This is a genomic window from Ottowia sp., assembly GCF_035325765.1.
Taxonomy (GTDB): Bacteria; Pseudomonadota; Gammaproteobacteria; order Burkholderiales; family Burkholderiaceae_C; genus Ottowia.
Genome location: NZ_DAOKZG010000005.1, coordinates 45,859 through 62,721, shown reverse-complemented (window position 1 = coordinate 62,721; position 16,863 = coordinate 45,859). Strand labels below are relative to the sequence as shown.

At 70.0% G+C, this 16,863-nt stretch carries 17 protein-coding genes; 10 read left to right on the top strand and 7 right to left on the bottom strand.

The window, feature by feature from the left end; translation table 11 throughout:
- Nucleotides 1-65: 65 nt before the first annotated feature.
- Nucleotides 66-2,033 (top strand): DUF6600 domain-containing protein, encoded by a 1,968-nt coding sequence (locus PKA16_RS03445; protein ID WP_324400428.1) that lies wholly within the window; start codon nucleotides 66-68, stop codon nucleotides 2,031-2,033.
- A 262-nt stretch (nucleotides 2,034-2,295) separates the two neighbouring features.
- Here PKA16_RS03445 and pmbA read toward each other — a convergent pair whose 3' ends face one another.
- Nucleotides 2,296-3,663 carry a metalloprotease PmbA gene (gene pmbA, locus PKA16_RS03440; RefSeq protein WP_324400426.1) on the bottom strand — a complete coding sequence of 456 codons (1,368 nt, stop codon included), beginning with the start codon at nucleotides 3,661-3,663 and terminating at the stop codon, nucleotides 2,296-2,298.
- Nucleotides 3,664-3,704: 41 nt separating this feature from the next.
- Here pmbA and yjgA point away from each other — a divergent pair, with 41 nt between their 5' ends.
- Together yjgA and mog are read left to right on the top strand one after the other, a co-directional pair.
- Nucleotides 3,705-4,385: a ribosome biogenesis factor YjgA gene (gene yjgA / locus PKA16_RS03435; RefSeq protein WP_324400424.1), complete on the top strand. Its 681-nt coding sequence runs from the start codon at nucleotides 3,705-3,707 to the stop codon at nucleotides 4,383-4,385.
- A 28-nt stretch (nucleotides 4,386-4,413) separates the two neighbouring features.
- Nucleotides 4,414-5,010, top strand: coding sequence for a molybdopterin adenylyltransferase (gene mog, locus PKA16_RS03430; RefSeq protein ID WP_324400422.1), 597 nt, complete (start codon nucleotides 4,414-4,416; stop codon nucleotides 5,008-5,010).
- A 138-nt stretch (nucleotides 5,011-5,148) separates the two neighbouring features.
- On the opposite strand, the gene PKA16_RS03425 is transcribed toward mog, so the two are convergent.
- From PKA16_RS03425 to dctP, 3 genes are read right to left on the bottom strand one after another with little or no spacing between them, the layout of a single operon-like run.
- Complete coding sequence (locus PKA16_RS03425) at nucleotides 5,149-6,456, bottom strand: TRAP transporter large permease (protein WP_324400420.1); 1,308 nt, start codon at nucleotides 6,454-6,456, stop codon at nucleotides 5,149-5,151.
- A gap of 11 nt (nucleotides 6,457-6,467) precedes the next feature.
- The gene (locus tag PKA16_RS03420; RefSeq protein WP_324400419.1) at nucleotides 6,468-7,013 is read right to left on the bottom strand and encodes a TRAP transporter small permease; all 546 of its coding nucleotides are present in this window, start codon (nucleotides 7,011-7,013) and stop codon (nucleotides 6,468-6,470) included.
- Nucleotides 7,003-8,013 carry a TRAP transporter substrate-binding protein DctP gene (gene dctP, locus PKA16_RS03415; RefSeq protein ID WP_324400417.1) on the bottom strand — a complete coding sequence of 337 codons (1,011 nt, stop codon included), beginning with the start codon at nucleotides 8,011-8,013 and terminating at the stop codon, nucleotides 7,003-7,005. The genes PKA16_RS03420 and dctP overlap by 11 nt, the downstream gene beginning before the upstream one ends.
- A gap of 430 nt (nucleotides 8,014-8,443) precedes the next feature.
- On the opposite strand from dctP, the gene PKA16_RS03410 reads away from it, so the two are divergent.
- Nucleotides 8,444-8,683, top strand: a complete 240-nt coding sequence (locus PKA16_RS03410; RefSeq protein WP_324400415.1) for a glycine zipper 2TM domain-containing protein — start codon at nucleotides 8,444-8,446, stop codon at nucleotides 8,681-8,683.
- 21 nt (nucleotides 8,684-8,704) lie between these two features.
- Here the strand turns inward: PKA16_RS03410 and cysE are convergent, their stop codons facing one another.
- Both cysE and PKA16_RS03400 read right to left on the bottom strand, forming a co-directional pair.
- On the bottom strand, nucleotides 8,705-9,475 hold the full coding sequence (gene cysE, locus PKA16_RS03405; protein ID WP_324400413.1) for a serine O-acetyltransferase: 771 nt from the start codon (nucleotides 9,473-9,475) through the stop codon (nucleotides 8,705-8,707).
- Nucleotides 9,476-9,488: 13 nt separating this feature from the next.
- Entirely contained in the window at nucleotides 9,489-10,244 is a 756-nt protein-coding gene (locus PKA16_RS03400; protein WP_324400532.1) for an RNA methyltransferase, read from the bottom strand.
- An 86-nt stretch (nucleotides 10,245-10,330) separates the two neighbouring features.
- On the opposite strand from PKA16_RS03400, the gene PKA16_RS03395 reads away from it, so the two are divergent.
- The 4 genes from PKA16_RS03395 (at nucleotide 10,331) to PKA16_RS03380 (ending at nucleotide 14,348) form a co-directional block, all read left to right on the top strand.
- Complete coding sequence (locus tag PKA16_RS03395) at nucleotides 10,331-11,578, top strand: MFS transporter (RefSeq protein WP_324400411.1); 1,248 nt, start codon at nucleotides 10,331-10,333, stop codon at nucleotides 11,576-11,578.
- A gap of 96 nt (nucleotides 11,579-11,674) precedes the next feature.
- Entirely contained in the window at nucleotides 11,675-12,841 is a 1,167-nt protein-coding gene (locus PKA16_RS03390; RefSeq protein ID WP_324400409.1) for a CoA transferase, read from the top strand.
- Complete coding sequence (locus PKA16_RS03385) at nucleotides 12,838-13,422, top strand: cysteine dioxygenase (RefSeq protein ID WP_324400407.1); 585 nt, start codon at nucleotides 12,838-12,840, stop codon at nucleotides 13,420-13,422. The genes PKA16_RS03390 and PKA16_RS03385 overlap by 4 nt, the downstream gene beginning before the upstream one ends.
- A 173-nt stretch (nucleotides 13,423-13,595) precedes the next feature.
- Nucleotides 13,596-14,348 carry an enoyl-CoA hydratase/isomerase family protein gene (locus PKA16_RS03380; protein ID WP_324400405.1) on the top strand — a complete coding sequence of 251 codons (753 nt, stop codon included), beginning with the start codon at nucleotides 13,596-13,598 and terminating at the stop codon, nucleotides 14,346-14,348.
- 4 nt (nucleotides 14,349-14,352) lie between these two features.
- Here the strand turns inward: PKA16_RS03380 and murB are convergent, their stop codons facing one another.
- A complete protein-coding gene (gene murB, locus PKA16_RS03375) occupies nucleotides 14,353-15,405 on the bottom strand; it encodes a UDP-N-acetylmuramate dehydrogenase (RefSeq protein WP_324400403.1) in 1,053 nt (350 codons plus the stop codon).
- A 52-nt stretch (nucleotides 15,406-15,457) separates the two neighbouring features.
- On the opposite strand from murB, the gene PKA16_RS03370 reads away from it, so the two are divergent.
- Nucleotides 15,458-15,943, top strand: a complete 486-nt coding sequence (locus tag PKA16_RS03370; protein WP_324400401.1) for a YajQ family cyclic di-GMP-binding protein — start codon at nucleotides 15,458-15,460, stop codon at nucleotides 15,941-15,943.
- Between the two features lie 271 nt (nucleotides 15,944-16,214).
- A complete protein-coding gene (locus tag PKA16_RS03365; protein WP_324400398.1) occupies nucleotides 16,215-16,862 on the top strand; it encodes a TIGR02281 family clan AA aspartic protease in 648 nt (215 codons plus the stop codon).
- Nucleotide 16,863: the final 1 nt, after the last annotated feature.

Genomic DNA, 16,863 nt, shown 5'->3' with positions numbered 1-16,863 from the left:
GGACTCCGGCTCGCGCGTTAAATGGGTGTCCGCAGGCGCGACCTGCGTCTGCCGGAGTCTCCGACATGCACCCTTTCGTTACCTTTTCCTGGCGCCGCGGGATGCGCGGCCTGATCGCGGCCCTGCTGCTGGGCACCGGTACGCTGGGTTGGGCACAGGCGGATCCGCCCAGCCGCGTCGCCTATGTCAGCGCGCTGGAGGGCACGGCTGAAATCAGCCAGGCCCCCGACCGGACGCAGTGGGCGCCTGCGACACTGAACTGGCCGATCACCACGGGCACGCAACTGCAGGTCGATTCGGGCAGCCGTGTAGAACTGGACAGTGGCTGGCTGGTACTGCGCCTGCAGGGTGCGGCCGACCTCGACACCACGGTGCTGGACGACAGCACGACCCAGGTGGCGCTGACGTCGGGCAGCCTGTCGCTGCGCCTGCGCGAACTCGAGGCGGGCGAGCGGGTCGAGATCGACACCCCGCAACTGGCGGTGGTCGCGCAGCAGCCCGGCGAATACCGGGTCGACGTCGACCCCGATGCGGGCACCACCCGCGTGACGGTGCGCGCCGGCGCGGCCCTGCTCTACGGCGAGGCCGGACAGGCCATGCCGCTGGCGGGCGGCAGCCAGGTGCTGGTTTCCGGCCGCAGCCTGGGGCTGCTGGCCCAGGGCGCGGCGCCTGGGCGTGATGCCTTCGAGCAATGGGTGGCCCTGCGAGACGCGCAGGAGGACCGCTCGCTCTCGGCGAGCTACCTGCCGCGCGACATGCCCGGCTACCAGGAACTGGACGCACATGGGCAATGGGCGCGGGACGCCACCTGGGGCCCGGTCTGGTACCCCAGCATCATCATCGTCGACTGGGCCCCTTACCGCTACGGGCGCTGGATCTGGATCGACCCCTGGGGCTGGACCTGGGTGGATGACGCGCCCTGGGGTTTCGCCCCGTTTCACTACGGCCGCTGGATCCAGATCGGAATGCGTTGGGCCTGGGTGCCTGGCCCACTGGTGCGCCGGCCAGTGTATGCGCCGGCGCTGGTGCAGTTCTTTGCGAGCGGCAGCGGCTGGAGCGTGAGCATCGGCAGCAGCCCGCTGGGCGTGGCGTGGTTCCCGCTCGCCCCCGGCGAGGCGTGGCAGCCGCACTACCATGCCAGCCCGCGCTATCTCCGCCGCATCAACGACTGGAGCCGCTGGCGCGCCACGGCGCGGCCGCACGGCGACGGTTACTTCTTTCAGCACCGACCCGGTGCCATCAGCGTGGCGCCGCACGGGTCGTTCGACCGGCCGCCAGCGCCGGGGGCCCGGCCGCACTTTCGCGATGGTCGCGACCTGCCCGCGGACTGGCTGCGCGCCAGCCGGGTGACTCCGCCACCAGCGCGCGCACCAGTCCCCGGCGCGGCTCCCGCGGGTCGGCCACAGCCACGAACGCGGCCCGACGGGCGCCCGGTTCCAGCGGAACGCCCATTCGTGCCCGAAGGCTCCGAACGCGGGTTGTCCAGGCAGGAGCCGCCACCACGCACGCGCGATGCCAGCCGGCCGGCGCCCCCGGTGACGCCGCCCACGCAAGCGGCGCCAGGGCAGGCACGACCCGACGGGCGCCGCCAGGTCCCGGAGCAACGCCAGCCCAGGCCGCAGTGGGAACGCGATCGCGACCGTCGGGACGACGCGACACAGGAGCGGCGGCTGATGTCGCCCGGCGCGCAGCCGACCGAAACGCCACAACCACGGGCACCGAGCCGGCGCCTGGAGCGTGAGTCACCCGGTTTCGACCCGGGCGAGCGCGGCGCGGCTCCGACGCCCGGGCGCCCCACCCGACCGCAGGAAGAGCTCGGGTCCGCCCCGCGGACACCGACGGCGGGCAGATCGGCGGAACGAGCGCAGGCGGCGTGGCGGCAGGAGGCCCCGTTCGCCGGTCGTGCACGCGCGCCACAGCCGCGCCAGCAGGCCAACGAGGAGCACAGACCCGGACGATCCGAGGGCCACCGCCAACAGCGTGAGGAGCCTGCGGGCGGCCGGCACGGCCGCCCCGAGTTCAGTTCCCAGTGACACGCATGCGCCGCGGCGCACGGGCGGCGCAGGCACGGCGGCCCCGCGCCGAGCCGGCGCAACAAGGTCGACCGCGCCCCGCAAGAGCGAGACGCAGCGTTGGCTGGGGTTCGCGAGCATTTGCAACGAAGCAGACCGCCCCGGGCAGGGATGCGCGGCGTGCCAGGCGCTCGTGGCGTTGCTCCAGGATGGGAGCCTGGTCCGTGCGAGCCACGGCAGCCTCTGCCCCGTGGGCCATCCAGGAAAGCCGCCGACCCGCTCCTCAGCTGCCGGCCACTGTCATCCGGTCGACCAGCAGTGAACCCACGGTCTTGGCGCCGAACGTGTAGGCATCGGCGCCGATCGCCGTGATGCCGCGCAGCATCTGACGCAGGTTGCCGGCGATGGTGATCTCGTGCACCGGGTAGGCGATCTCGCCGCCCTCGACCCAGAAGCCGCTGGCGCCACGCGAATAATCGCCCGTCACCAGGTTCACGCCCTGCCCCATCAGCTCGATCACGAACAGGCCGGTGCCGAGCTTGCGCAGCATCGCCGGCAGGTCATCACCCGGCTGCGTGCGGCGCGAGGCCAGGCGCAGGTTGTGCGAGCCGCCCGCATTCCCGGTGGTCTTCAGGCCAAGCTTGCGCGCGGAATAGGTGCTGAGGAAGTAGCCCTGCAAACGCCCCGCATCGACCACCCGGCGCCGCTGCACGCGCACGCCCTCGTCATCGAACGGCGACGACCCCTTGCCGCCGCGCACGAAGGGGTCTTCATCCAGGTCGACATGGTCGGCAAACACCGACTGCCCGAGCGAGTCGAGCAGGAACGAGGTGCGCCGGTACAGCGCGCCGCCGCTGACGGCGTGCACGAAGCTGCCGAACAGGCCGGCCGCCAGCGTCGACTCGAACAGCACCGGGCATTCGCGCGTCGCGATCTTGCGCGCGCGCAGGCGCGACAGCGCGCGCTCGGCGGCATAGCGTCCCACGGCCTCGGGGCTGGCAAGCTGCCTGGCATCGCGCATCGAGCTGTACCAGTAGTCGCGCTGCATGTCGTCGCCCTCGATGGCGATCGGCGCGACCGACAGGCTGTGGCGCGAACTGGCGTAGCCGCCCCGAAAGCCATGCGTGTGCGCGGAAAAGAAATGGCTTTGCTGGGCCGATACGCTCGCCCCCTCGCTGTTGCCGATGCGCCGGTCCACCGCAAAGGCGGCGCGCTCGCAGGACAGCGCGATGCGAGTGGCCTGCTGGCTGTCCAGGGTCCAGGGGTGAAACAGGTCGAGATCGACGATCTCGGTCGCCACGTCCTCCACGTCGGGCAGCCCGGCCGCCGGGTCCTCGGCGGTGAAGCGCGCGATGTCGTAGGCCGCCTGTACCGTGGCCTCGATCGCGGCGCGCGAAAAATCGGAGGTGCTGGCGTTGCCGCGTCGCTGGCCCAGGTAGACCGTGACGCCGAGCGACTTGTCGCGATTGCGCTCGACCGACTCGAGTTCGCCCTTGCGCACCCCGACCGACAGCCCGACGCCCTCGGACGCCTCGGCACCGGCATCGCTCGCGCCCAGCCGGTGCGCGTGCGCGAGCGCGCTGTCGACCAGGTCCTCGAAGAAGGCACGGGAATAGGAGAAGCCCGGCAGGGGCCTGGAGGATTGCGTCATGGTGGCGGCTATCATACTTGCGCATCCTGGACCTTCGACGCATGACCCGCAAACCCCGCAAAGGCTATTTCGTGCGCGGCCAGTTCGTCGCCACGGGCAGCGAACTGGACGCCGAACTGCAGCGCGAGCAACGTGCCGACGGCCCGAGCAAGACCGAGCTGAAGGCGCAAAGCAGCGAATTGCAGGCGCTGGGCGAGCAGTTGCTGGAACTGCGCGCCGACCTGCTGGCGCCGCTCGCCCTGCCCGAGCGCCTGCTCGAGTCGCTGGAGGAACTGCGCCGCATCCGCGACTTCGAAGGGCGGCGCCGCCAGGGCCAGTACGTGGGCAAGCTGATGCGTCGACTGCCGGGCGAGAGCGTCGCGGCCATCCGAGCCGCACTGGAGCAGCAGCAACGCGGCGCGGCGCGCGACACCCTGCGCCTGCATGCCGCCGAGCGCTGGCGCGAGCGCCTGCTGGCCGACGACGCGACACTGGGCGCCTGGATGATGCAGTTTCCGGACACGGACGCACAGCAATTGCGCACGCTGCTGCGCCAGGCGCGCAAGGAAGCACCCTCGCTCCAGGCCGGCGAACCGGCCCGCGCCAGCGGCCAGGGCGTGCGCCAGGGGCGCGCGTTTCGCAGCCTGTTTCAGTTCATCCAGTCCGCGCTCGAGCGCGCGGAGCGCGCCGATACGCTGCCCGGCAGCGATGCAGCCTACGTGGACGACAGTCGCGCCGGTTGAACGCCCACCCCCTACGGACAAGCAGGACATGGCAACCAACCACGACTCCGTCACCATCGGCATCGTTTCCGTGAGCGACCGCGCGGCGAGTGGCGCCTACGAAGACAAGGGCCTGCCCGCGCTGCAGGACTGGCTGAGCCGCGCGCTGAAGAATCCGATCCGCTTCGAGCCGCGCCTGATCGCCGACGACCAGGAGCGCATCAGCCACACCCTGGTCGAGCTGGTCGACGCCGGCTGCGACCTGGTGCTCACCACCGGCGGCACCGGCCCCGCGCCGCGCGACGTCACGCCGGAGGCCACGCTGGCCGTGGCCGACAAGCTGATGCCCGGCTTCGGCGAGCAGATGCGCCAGATCAGCCTGGCCTTCGTGCCCACCGCCATCCTTTCGCGGCAGGTCGCGGTGATCCGCGGCAAGTCGCTGATCATCAACCTGCCGGGCCAACCCAAGGCGATCGCGGAGACGCTGGAGGGCCTGAAGGACGCGGACGGCAAGCCGAAGGTGCACGGCATCTTCGCCGCCGTGCCCTACTGCATCGACCTGATCGGCGGGCCCTACCTGGAGACCGACGAAGCGGTGTGCAAGGCGTTCCGGCCCAAGAGCGCGGTGCGTGCACCCAAGGCATGAGCATGATTGGCGGACACTGAAACACCGGACATCCATACGCAGAGGACGCGAAGGTTTCGCAGAGGACGCAGAAGAAGCCTGAATCAAGAAAAGACAGGTTTCCTTTCGCGTCCTTCGCGTCCGGTTATTGTTCAGTCCTCAGCCCATCACCTTGGCCGGCAGCCAGGTGGCGATTTCGGGGAACACGCACAGGATCACGATCGCTGCCACCATGCACAGCATGAAGGGGAAGGCGCCGCGCAGGATGGTGGGCAGGCGCACGTCCGGCACGATGCCGTTGATGACGAACAGGTTCAGCCCCACCGGCGGCGTGATCAGACCGAGCTCCATGTTGATGGTCAGGATCACGCCGAACCAGATCGGGTCGAAGCCGGCAGCGGTGATGACGGGCATCAGGATCGGCGTGGTCATCAGGATGATTGCCGCCGGCGGCAGGAAACAGCCGGCCACCAGCAGCATGACATTGATCGCCGCCATCACCACCCAGCGGTTGACCTCCATGGCGGCGATCGACTCCGCCACCGACTGCGTCACCTGCAGCGAGCTCATCATGTAGCCGAACAGGATCGAGGTGCCGATGATCAGCAGCAGCATGCCCGACTCGCGCAGGCCGTCGCGCAGGATGGCCCAGAGCTGCACCGGGCGCCAGACGCGGTAGATCACGATCACCATCAGCAGGCACAGCATGGCGCCCACCCCCGCCGCCTCGGAAGGGGTGGCGATGCCGCCGTACAGGGCATACACCACGCCGACGATGACGGCGATGAAGGGCACCAGGCGGGGCATCAGCTCGAGCTTCTCGCGCAGCGAGTAGATGCGGCCATGATCGACCAGGCGCGTGCCCCGCTTCCAGCTCAGGAACACCGCCCAGGCCATGAACAGCGCCACCAGCAGCAGGCCCGGCAGCACGCCGGCGATGAACAGGCGGCCGATCGAGGTCTCGGAAGCGATGCCGTACAGGATCATGGTGACGCTGGGCGGGATCAGGATGCCCAGCGTGCCGCCGGCGGCGATCGCGCCGGTGGCGAGATCGGCGTCGTAGCCGCGCCGGCGCATCTCCGGAATGCCCATCTTGCCGATCGCCGCGCAGGTCGCCGGCGACGATCCCGACAGCGCCGAGAACAGCGCGCAGGCGCCCAGGTTGGACACCACCAGCGAGCCCGGCACCTTGTGCAGCCAGCGCGACAGTGCCTCGTACAGGTCGATGCCGGCGCGCGAGCCCGCCACTGCCGCGCCCATGATGACGAACATCGGCAAGGACACCAGGGTGAAGTCGTTCAGGCCGCCGAAGATGGTCTCGGGCATGAAATGCACGCTTTCCCAGCCATCGAAGATGACCATGAACACCAGCGATACCGCGCCCAGGGCAAAGGCGATCGGCATGCCGGTGGCCAGCAGGATCGTGGTGACGGCGAAGATCAGCAGGCCAATCAGCAACGGGCTCATGGACGCACTTCCTACAGGCCTTCGTCGGGCCGCAGGTTGAAGGGGTTGGCCTGGCGCTCCAGCACCAGGACCAGTTCGACCGCCAGTTGCAGGCACAGCAGCGCCAGTCCGACCGGTACCGCGAGATATGGGATCCACAAGCGCGCGCGCCAGATCGACGACGTGGTCTGGTTGCTGGCCCAGGTCTCGTACCACCAGGGAATCGCCGCCCACAGGAACAACGCGCAGAACACCAGCGCCGCCGCATAGCCGATCACGAACAGCCAGCGCCGCGTCTCGTGCCCCACCATCAGCGGCAGCACGTCCACCGCGACGTGGCCGCGCGTGAGCAGGATGTAGGGCGCCCCCAGGAAGGTGGCGGCCACCGTGGCGAAAATGGAGAACTCGGTCTGCCAGATGGCGGACTGGCCGAGGACAGCGCGCACGAACACCATCTGGCAGATGACGCCGATCGCCACCACGATCAGCAAGGCCGAGAACACGCCGAAGGCGCGCGAAACGGCCTGGACCGCCCCGGCCCAGGCCGGCACGCTGGCCGCCGCCGGCTTACTGGACACTCAGCGCCTTCTCGATCAGTTCCTTGCCGCCCGGCACCTTGTCGGCGAACGCCTTGTAGGAGGTGCGCTGCGCCACGTCGCGCCAGGCGTTGAATTCGGCCTCGGTCAGGGTGATGACCTCGCGGCCGGCCTTCTTGAAGGCCTCGTCCATCTTCTCGTCGAGCTTGGCCGACTCGGCGGCGAAATACGCCTCCGCCTTCTGCGAAGCGGCGGTGAGCGCCGCCTTCTGCCGGTCGTCCAGCTTGTTCCAGCTGCGCTGCGAGATCAGCACCGGCTCGTACATGAACCACAGGGCGTGGTCGCCGGGCGCCGTCACGCACTGCAATTGTTCGTACATGCGGAATGACACCATCGAGCCGGTGGACGTGTCGGTGCCGGTGATCACGCCCTGCTGCAGGGCGTTGTAGACCTCGTTGGAGGCGATCGAGATGATCGAGCCGCCGGCGCCAGCCCACATCTCCGCGAAGGTCGAGCCGGCCGAGCGGATCTTCATGCCCTTGACGTCGTCGGGCGTCCGGATGCACTTGTCCTTGGCGCCGAAGGCGCCGGCCAGCCAGGCGTCGGCCAGCACGCGCGCACCGCCCTCCTCGATCACCTTGCGCATCTCGTCCATGAAGGGCGACTTGTTCAGGCGCTGGGCGTGCGCGTGGCTCTTGACCAGGCCGGGCATCAGCGTGGCGCCGAACTGCGGGTGAAAGCCCGAGGCATAGTCGAGCGGGAACGACGACATGTCGATCTGCCCGCTCTGCATGGCCTTCCATTGCTCGGCTGCCTTCACCAGGCTGGCGCCCGGATAGACCTTGATCTCCAGGCCGACATCGGCCGCCTTCACCTCGCGCGCGATGATCTGCACCATCTCGTCGCGCACGTCCCCCTTGCCGCCGGGGAACTGGTGCGAAGCCTTGAGCGTGACATCGGCCAGTGCCGGCAGGCAGACGAAACCGGCCAGCAGGGCCAGGGCCCCGAGCAGGGGGCGCTTGCAGCGAATGGGAAGTTGCATCAGGGGTCTCCTTGTGATCGATCGACAGCGCTGCCCGCCCGCGCCCGCAGCGCGCGCCGGCATGCGTCCTGGCACTCTAGAGCATCCCTGGCGCCGGCAGAATCCAGGGAATCCATGAGAACGCTCATGTCGGAATGCCGACCAAGGGGGCGCAAGCACGCAGGCGAAGAATCGTCCGGCTGGTTGTTCCGCTATCGGAAACGGAGTATCGATGCCACGATTCACGGGCGTTGTAGGCAAAAAACATCGCTCCCATGGTGACCAGATGTGCCCGCCGGACCGGGCGCCGTGACAGCATCGGTGACACGGTACGCGAGACCGGCGCCATCCGGGGTGCGGCGCCTGGCTGCGCCTGGTTGCAGTTGACTGCGTTCTGTGACACGGTTGCCTTCAGGAGCAACGATCATGGACGCGGATTGGAGATTGCAGCATGAAGACTTCCGGATTCTCGACACGCCATGCCACCCTGTTCCTGGCCCTGATCGGCGCCCTCGCCAGTGCCGGCTGCGCAGGCCAGCCCACCAACGCCCAGATCGGCACGGGGGTGGGGGCCGTGGTGGGCGGCGCCACCGGTCATGTGCTGTTTGGTGGCCCGATCGGCACCATTGGGGGTGCCGCCGCGGGCGCGCTGATCGGCAACGAGGTGGGCAAGAACCAGCGCGCGCGCTGATCGCGCGGTTGCGGCTGGCGGCTACTTGCCCACCAGTTGCGTGAGCTTGTCGGCCTCGAAGCTTTCCTGCCTGCTCGCGTCCGCGGGCACGCAACCCGGGTCGATCCGACAAGCCAGTTGCTCGACCGCCTGCCACAGCAGGGCGATCTGGTGTTCGTGGCCGGCCGTGCCGTCGATCAGGCCGCGCAGCGCCTGACTCACGGGGTCGTCGTTCTGCGTCACGCCATAGGCTGAGAAGCCCAGCCGGGCCGCGGCTTCCTCGCGCCGCGAGTCGTCGTCGGCCAGGATGATGCGCGCCGGGTTGCCGACCGCCGTGGCGCCCGCGGGGACGGGCTTGGTGACCACCGCGCTGGAGCCGATCTTGGCGCCGTCGCCGACCGTGAATCCGCCCAGGATCTGGCTGGATGCCCCTACCACCACCCCCTTGCCGAGCGTCGGGTGGCGCTTGCTGCCCTTGACCAGCGAGGTGCCGCCCAGGGTCACGCCCTGGTAGATGGTGCAGTCATCGCCGATCTCCGCCGTCTCGCCGATCACCACGCCCATGCCGTGGTCGATGAAGACGCGCTCGCCGATCCTGGCGCCGGGATGGATCTCGATGCCGGTGAGAAAGCGCCCCCAGTGCGAGATCCAGCGCGCCAGCCAGTGCCAGCCCTTCCCCCACAGCCAGTGCGCCAGCCGATGCAGCACCAGGGCGTGAAAGCCCGGATACGAGAACACCACGTCCCAGACGCTGCGCGCGGCGGGGTCGCGCTCGAGGATGGCCTGGGTGTAGGAGCGAATCCGGGACAGCATAGTGCGCGAAAGTTTAGTGCCTGCGGCCGGCGGCTGCATCCTGCATCGCGCGCGCGATGCCGCGCAGGATGTGGAGATCCTGCTGGCTGGGCGCGGCGCGGTTGAACAGCTGCTGCAGGCGCGGCATCAGCTTCTTCGGCGCCGCGGGGTCGAGGAAACCCACGTCGATGAGCGCCTGCTGCCAGTGCGCCAGCATCCGCGCCACCTGCGCGGCGTCGGCCGGCACATGGGTCGGGACGCTGGCTGGCGCCGCGGCAGCCCAGCCGCCGGCGTGCGCGGCGAGCGCCTGGCGCCAGTCGTAGGCAACAAGCTGCACGGCAGCCGCGAGGTTGAGCGAGCCATAGGCCGGATCGGTCGGGATGCTGAGCGCTGCATGGCAGCGGTACACGTCCTCGTTGCGCATCCCGTAGCGCTCGCTGCCGAACAGCAGGGCCACGCCGGGTGGCGGGGCCTGCGGGCCGGCCAGCAAGTCCTGGAAATGCGCGCGCGGCGATCGCGTCGGCGGGCCGAAATCGCGCGGCGTCATGACCGTGGCACACAGGTGCGTCATCCCCTCCAGCGCCTCCTCCAGCGTGGCCACCGCGCGTGCCCGCGCCAGCACATCGGCCGCGCCACTGGCGCGCTCGACCGCCTCGACGCGCTGCAGCACGTCGGGCCAGCGCGGCCGCACCAGCACCAGGTCGTCGAATCCCATCACCTTCATGGCACGCGCCACGGCGCCGACGTTGCCGGCATGGCTGGTCTCGATCAGCACGAAGCGGGTCTGCAGGGGGTCCATGGTCCGTGATTGTCGCGCCGCCGGTAACATTGCCGTCTGCCGCGCCGCGCATCCCCGCGGGGCCAGCCACACCCCCCATGACCCCCACCGCCCCCGCCGACCCCAGCCTGATCGATTCGCGCACCGCGGCCTGGCGCCTGCTGACCACGCTCGGCCTGGTGGCGCTGGGCAACAGCAGCATGTACGTGGTCTCGGTCGTGTTGCCTGTGGTGCAGACGGAATTCGGCGTGAGCCGTGGCGCGGCCTCGCTGCCCTACACCCTGATGATGGTCGCGCTCGGCCTGGGCGGCATCTTCACCGGGCGGCTGGCGGATCGCCACGGCATTGCACCGGTGCTGACGATGGGCGCAGTGGCCGTCGGCGCGGGCTACATCTGGGCCGCGCTGGCCGGAGGCATCGCGTCGTTCGGACTGGCGCACGCCCTGCTCGGCTTTCTCGGCGGCGCCGCGACCTTCGCGCCGCTGATGGCCGACACCACGCTGTGGTGGCGCCGACGCCGCGGCATCGCCGTGGCGATCTGCGCCAGCGGCAACTACATCGCCGGCGCCATCTGGCCGCCGCTGGCGCAATGGGGTATCGAGCATTACGGCTGGCGTCCGACCTACCTGGCGCTGGGCGGGTTGTGCAGCATCGGCATGGCGCTGCTGGCGCTGCGCATGCGCCAGCGACCACCGCTGGCGCATGAGCCGGCCGCGGGCACGAGCACGCGCCCAGTGGCGGGCGATCGTCCCTTCGGCCTCCCGCCCGCGCACGCACAGTGGCTGCTGTGCGTGGCCGGCGTGGCCTGCTGCGTGGCGATGGCGATGCCGCAGGTGCACATCGTCGCCTACTGCACGGATCTTGGCTACGGCGCGGCGCGCGGCGCCGAGATGCTGTCGCTGATGCTGGGTGCCGGCATCCTCAGCCGCCTGATCTCGGGCTGGATCTGCGACCACATCGGTGGCGTGCGCACGCTGCTGATGGGCTCGGCGCTGCAGGGCATCGCGCTGCTGCTGTTCCTGCCCTTCGATGGCCTGGTGCCGCTGTACGCGATCTCGGCGCTGTTCGGCTTCTTCCAGGGCGGCATCGTGCCCTCCTACGCCATCATTGTGCGCGAGCATTTCGCGCCGCGCGAGGTCGGCGCGCGCGTAGGGGCCGTGATCATGGCCACCATGCTGGGCATGGCGCTGGGCGGCTGGATGAGCGGCTGGATCTTCGACGTCACCGGCAGCTACCGCGCCGCCTTCGTCAACGGCATCGGCTGGAACCTGCTCAACCTCAGCATCGCCGGCTGGCTCTACCTGCGCGCACGTGGCCCGGGCCCGCGCTGGGCCCGCGCAAGCTGAAGTCCGGCGCGTGCAGCAAGGCCGGAGCGAAGCGTCTAACATCAGGCGCCATCGGGAGCGCGGCCCGGCCGCGGCTGCAACAAGAAACAGTCCTTCATGACACCACCAGATCCCTCGTCCCTGCCGCTGACCGGCGTGCGCGTGATCGAGTTCTGCTCGACCGCTGCCGGCCCCTTTTCCGCCATGCTGCTGGCCGACATGGGCGCCGACGTGATCAAGGTCGAGCCCCCCGACGGCGACGGCCTGCGCAACTGGCCGCCGCTCGCCGACGGCTACAGCGAGAACTTCGCCTCGCTCAACCGCAACAAGCGCTCGGTGGTGCTGGACCTCAAGCAGGCCGACGACCTGGCGCTGGCACGCAGGCTCATCCGCGACGCGGACGTACTGGTCGAGAACAACCGCCCGGGCGTGATGGAACGGCTGGGCCTGGGCTATGCCGCGCTGAGCGCGGAGCAACCGGGGCTGGTCTACGCCTCGATCTCGGCCTACGGCCAGAGCGGGCCGCGCGCCATCGAGGGCGGCTTCGACCTCACGGTGCAGGCCGCCGCCGGTGTCATGAGCGTGACCGGCGAGCCCGGCGGCGCGCCGGTGAAGTGCGGCGTGCCGCTGTCGGACTTCGCCTCCGGCCTGTATGCCGCGTTCTCGATTGCCGCGCTGCTGGTGCGCGTGCGCGCCGGCGGCCGGGGCGCGCACATCGACATCCCGATGTTCGGCTGCACCCTGGGCATCGCCGCGCTGCAGACCAGCGAATACTTCGGCAACGGGCGCAGCCCGGGCAAGCTCGGCTCGGCACACCCGCGCAACGCGCCCTACCAGGCGTTCCGCGCACAGGACGGCTACTTCGCCATCGCCGCCGGCACGCACAAGCTGTGGCTGGCCGTGCTGGACGTGGTCGGCCACTCCGAGCTGGCCGAGGACCCGCGCTTCCTCGGCACCACCGACCGGGCCCAGCACCAGGACGCGCTGAAGGAGATCCTGGAAGCCGTGTTCACGCAGCAGCCGGTCGACCACTGGATCGCCGCGTTCAACCGCGCGGGCGTGCCGCACGCGCGCATCAACGACTACGCCGCCGCCCTGGCCGATCCGCAGACCGTGCACATGGGCTGGGTGCAGCCGCTCACGCTCCCGGGCGGCCACGCGACGCACACCTTTGCCTCGCCGCTGCGGCTGGACGGCGCCGGCTTCCCGATCCGGCGCCCGCCGCCGGCGCTGGGCGAGCACGGCGCCGAGATCCGCGCCGCCTATCCGGAGGAATCGCCATGAGAGCTCCCGAGAACCGCCTGCTCAGCTTCGTCATCGCCATGACGCGCCTGGTCGAGGCCGGACCGGCCGACGAGGCCCAGCTGATCCGCGGCGCCACGCCGCTGATGCAGGCGCTGGTGGCGCACGATGACTGGCTGCCGGAGGCCATGGCGGTGGGCGATGCGCAGCGCTACCAGCAGCACCTGCTCTACGGCGACCCGCTGGACCGTTTCGCGCTGGTCAGCTTCGTCTGGGGGCCGGGCCAGCAGACGCCGGTGCACGACCACACGGTGTGGGGCATCATCGGCATGCTGCGCGGCCGCGAATGGACGCAGCGCTACGCCTATGACGACAGCGGGCGCCTGACACCCAGCGGCTCGCTCATCACCCTGCTGCCGGGGGCGCTCGACATCGTCTCGCCGCGCCTGGGCGACGTGCATGCAGTCGGCAACGCACTGGACGACCAGGCCTCGATCAGCATCCACCTCTATGGTGCCAACATCGGCCGCGTCACGCGCCATGTGTTCACGCCCGAGACCGGTGCGGTGAAGGATTTCGTGTCGGGCTACTCGAACGCGCTGGCGCCCAATCTGTGGGCATGAAATGAGACATCCCCTGCGTCGCTGCGCTCCATCCACCTGGAAAGGGGACACTCCCAGTGACCGGAGGGACTCCGGCCACGGGTGCCCGGGAATGGCCTGCTCCGCGGCCACTGGAGCGGCGACGCTTCGTGCGGTACGGGTCGCGGGCGGCACCGTGGGCAACTGAAGTCGCCATGAACGAGCTGAATTCCAAACGCGACGGCGTTGTCCTGCAGCTGGAGCTGAATCGCCCAGACAAGGGCAATGCCCTGTCGGCATCGCTGGTCGAAGCGCTGAGCGAGGCCGTGTCGGCGGCCTGCGCCGACCCGGGGCTGCGCCTGCTGGTGCTGTCGGGCGCGGGCCGGCACTTCTGCACCGGCTTCGACCTGTCGGACCTCGACCAGGAAAGCGATGACAGCCTGCTGGCACGCTTCACACGCGTCGAGCTGCTGCTGCAGGCCGTGCATGGCGCGCCGTTCGCCACGCTGGCGTTGGCGCACGGCTGCACCCTGGGCGCCGGCGCCGACCTGTTTGCGGCCTGCGGCGAGCGCTGGATCGTCGGCGACGCCAGCCTGGCCTTTCCGGGCGCCGGCTTCGGCCTGGTGCTGGGCACGACACGGCTCGCCGGCCGGGTCGGTGCGCGCCGCGCCGCTGACTGGATCGAGGGCGGCGCCGTCATCGACAGCGCCACGGCCTGCGCCAGCGGGCTGGCCACGCAGCGGCTCGAGGCCGAGGCCCTGGACACCGAGCTGGCCCGCCTGCGCGCGCGCGTGAGCCGGCTCGACAGTGCCACGCAGCACGCCACCCACGCCGCCGTGCAGGCCGCCGAGCGGCCGCGCGGCGCGGCGGGCGATGCCGAGGACCTGGCGCGCCTGGTGCGCTCGGCGGCGCGCCCCGGCCTGCGCGAACGCGTCGCGGCCTATCGGGCGGCGCAGCGCAAGACCTGAAGGCTCAGACCACCACCGGCTCGGGCTCGAGCCGGATGCCGAAGCGCTCGTAGACGCTGGTCTGGATCGCCTTGGCCAGGGTCATGACTTCGCCGCCAGTGGCCGGGTGCTTCTGGCCACCGCGATTGACCAGCACCAGCGCCTGCTTGTCGTAGACGGCGGCGTTGCCGACGCGCTTGCCCTTCCAGCCGCAGGCATCGATGAGCCAGCCGGCGGCCAGCTTGACGCTGCCGTCGGGCATCGGGTAGTGCACCAGGCGGGGATCCCGGCCGATGATGTCCTGACACTGCTCGGGCGTCACGGTGGGATTCTTGAAGAAGCTGCCGGCATTGCCGAGCACTGCCGGGTCCGGCAGCTTGGCACGCCGGATGGCGACGATCCAGTCGAAGATCTGCCGGGCACTGGGGCGCGCCACGCCCTCGTCGTGCATGCGCCGCTCGAGGTCCAGGTAGCCCAGCACCGGCTGCCAGGCCCTGGGCAGCGCCAGGCGCACGCGCAGGATCAGCGCCCGGCCCGCCAGACCGAAGTCGCCCGGCTTGGCGGCGCCGTGCTTGAACACCGAGTCACGGTAGCCGAAGCCGCACTGCGCGGCACCCAGCGTGAACAGCTCGCCGGTCTCGAGGTCGATCGCGTCGAGTTCATGAAAACGATCCTGCAGTTCCAGCCCGTAGGCGCCGATGTTCTGCACCGGGCTGGCGCCGACGGTGCCGGGGATCAGCGCCAGGTTCTCCAGTCCGCCCAGGCCCCGGTCCAGCGTCCAGGCGACGAAATCGTGCCAGTTCTCGCCCGCACCGGCTTCGACGATGACGTGACGCGGCGTCTCCAGGACAATGCGCCGGCCCGGCACCTCGACCTTCAGCACCACGCCCTTGACGTCGCCCGTCAGCACGATGTTGCTGCCGCCGCCGAGGACGAACTTGTGCATCGCCGCCAGCCGCCGGTCTGCCTGGAGCGCCCGCACGTCGTCCGCATCGCGCACGCGCAGCAGGCGCGCCGCCCGTGCCGCGATGCCGAAGCTGTTGAAGGGTTGCAGGGAGACGTTGCGCTCGACCACCATGGGACAATTGTCGCATCCGAGATTCACGCAACGAGCAGCAAGGACCCCTGCCATGCCCTCTTTTGACACGGTTTGCGACCCCGACATGGTCGAGGTGCGCAACGCGGTGGACAACGCCGCCAAGGAAATCGGCACGCGCTTCGACTTCAAGGGCACGAGCGCGGCGATCGAGCTGAAGGACAAGGAAATCAGCCTGCTGGGCGACGCCGACTTCCAGCTCCAGCAACTGCTCGACATCCTGCGCGCCAAGCTCGCCAAGCGTGGCGTGGACGCGCGCTTCCTCGACCTGGGTGCGGTGCAGAAGGTGGGCGGCGACAAGGTCCGGCAGGTTGCCAAGGTACGCAGCGGCATCGCCACCGAGGACGCCAAGAAGATCCAGAAGCTGGTGAAGGAAAGCAGGCTCAAGGTGCAGGCCGCGATCCAGGGCGACCTGGTGCGCGTCAGCGGCGCCAAGCGCGACGACCTGCAGGCGGTGATGGCGCTGCTGCGCAAGGAAATGACCGAGCTGCCGCTGTCGTTCGACAATTTCAGGGATTGATGCACCCCCTATGTCGCTTCGCGCCTTCCCCCAGGGGGACGCAGCCGTGGCCAGGGAGACCCCGGCCACGGCTGCCGCTGGCATGGGTTGCTCCGCGGCCTCTGGACCGCCAACGCCTCACGGCGAACGGGGCGAGCGATGGAAAGCCGATACAAATCCGCGCACGAACGGCGAATGACAGCCGGACCGACTGGACGTCGACAATCGATCCGTCATTCGTCATGCGGGTACCAGCCGGCGTCGTCCGTCATCTTCTTGAACGCGAAATCGCATGAAAACCGTGATCTTCCTGCGCCGCCTGCTGGCTGGTGCGGCCCTGCTGCCGGCGCTGGCCTGGGCGCAGAACGTGACCTTGCACGGCACGCTGGGCAGCAAGGCGCTGCTGATCATCGATGGCGGCGCGCCGCGCGCCATGGCGCCGGGTGAATCGCGCCAGGGCGTGGAGTTGCTGTCGGCCCGGGGCGACGAAGCCGTGGTGCGGGTTGGTGGCGAGCGCCTGACGCTGCGCGTCGGCGAGTCGCCAGTGCGCGTGGGCAGCGCGCCCACGTCCAGCAGCGGGCGCGTCGCGCTCACTGCCGACGCGCGCGGCCACTTCTTCACGCAGGGCAGCATCAACAATCGGCCGGTGCAGTTTCTGGTCGATACCGGGGCCTCGGTGGTCTCGATCAGCCAGGCCGAGGCCGATCGGCTCGGTCTCGGCTACCGTGCCGGCCAGGCGGTGCGCCTGAACACCGCCAATGGCCAGACCCCCGGCTGGGCGTTGAAGCTGAACCAGCTGCGCGTGGGCGACATCACGGCCTACAACGTCGATGCCGTGGTGGTGCCCGCACCCATGCCCGCCGTGCTGCTCGGCAACAGCTTCCTGAACCGCTTCAGCATGCAGCGCGAAGGCAGCCAGCTGATGCTGATCCGGCGCTGAG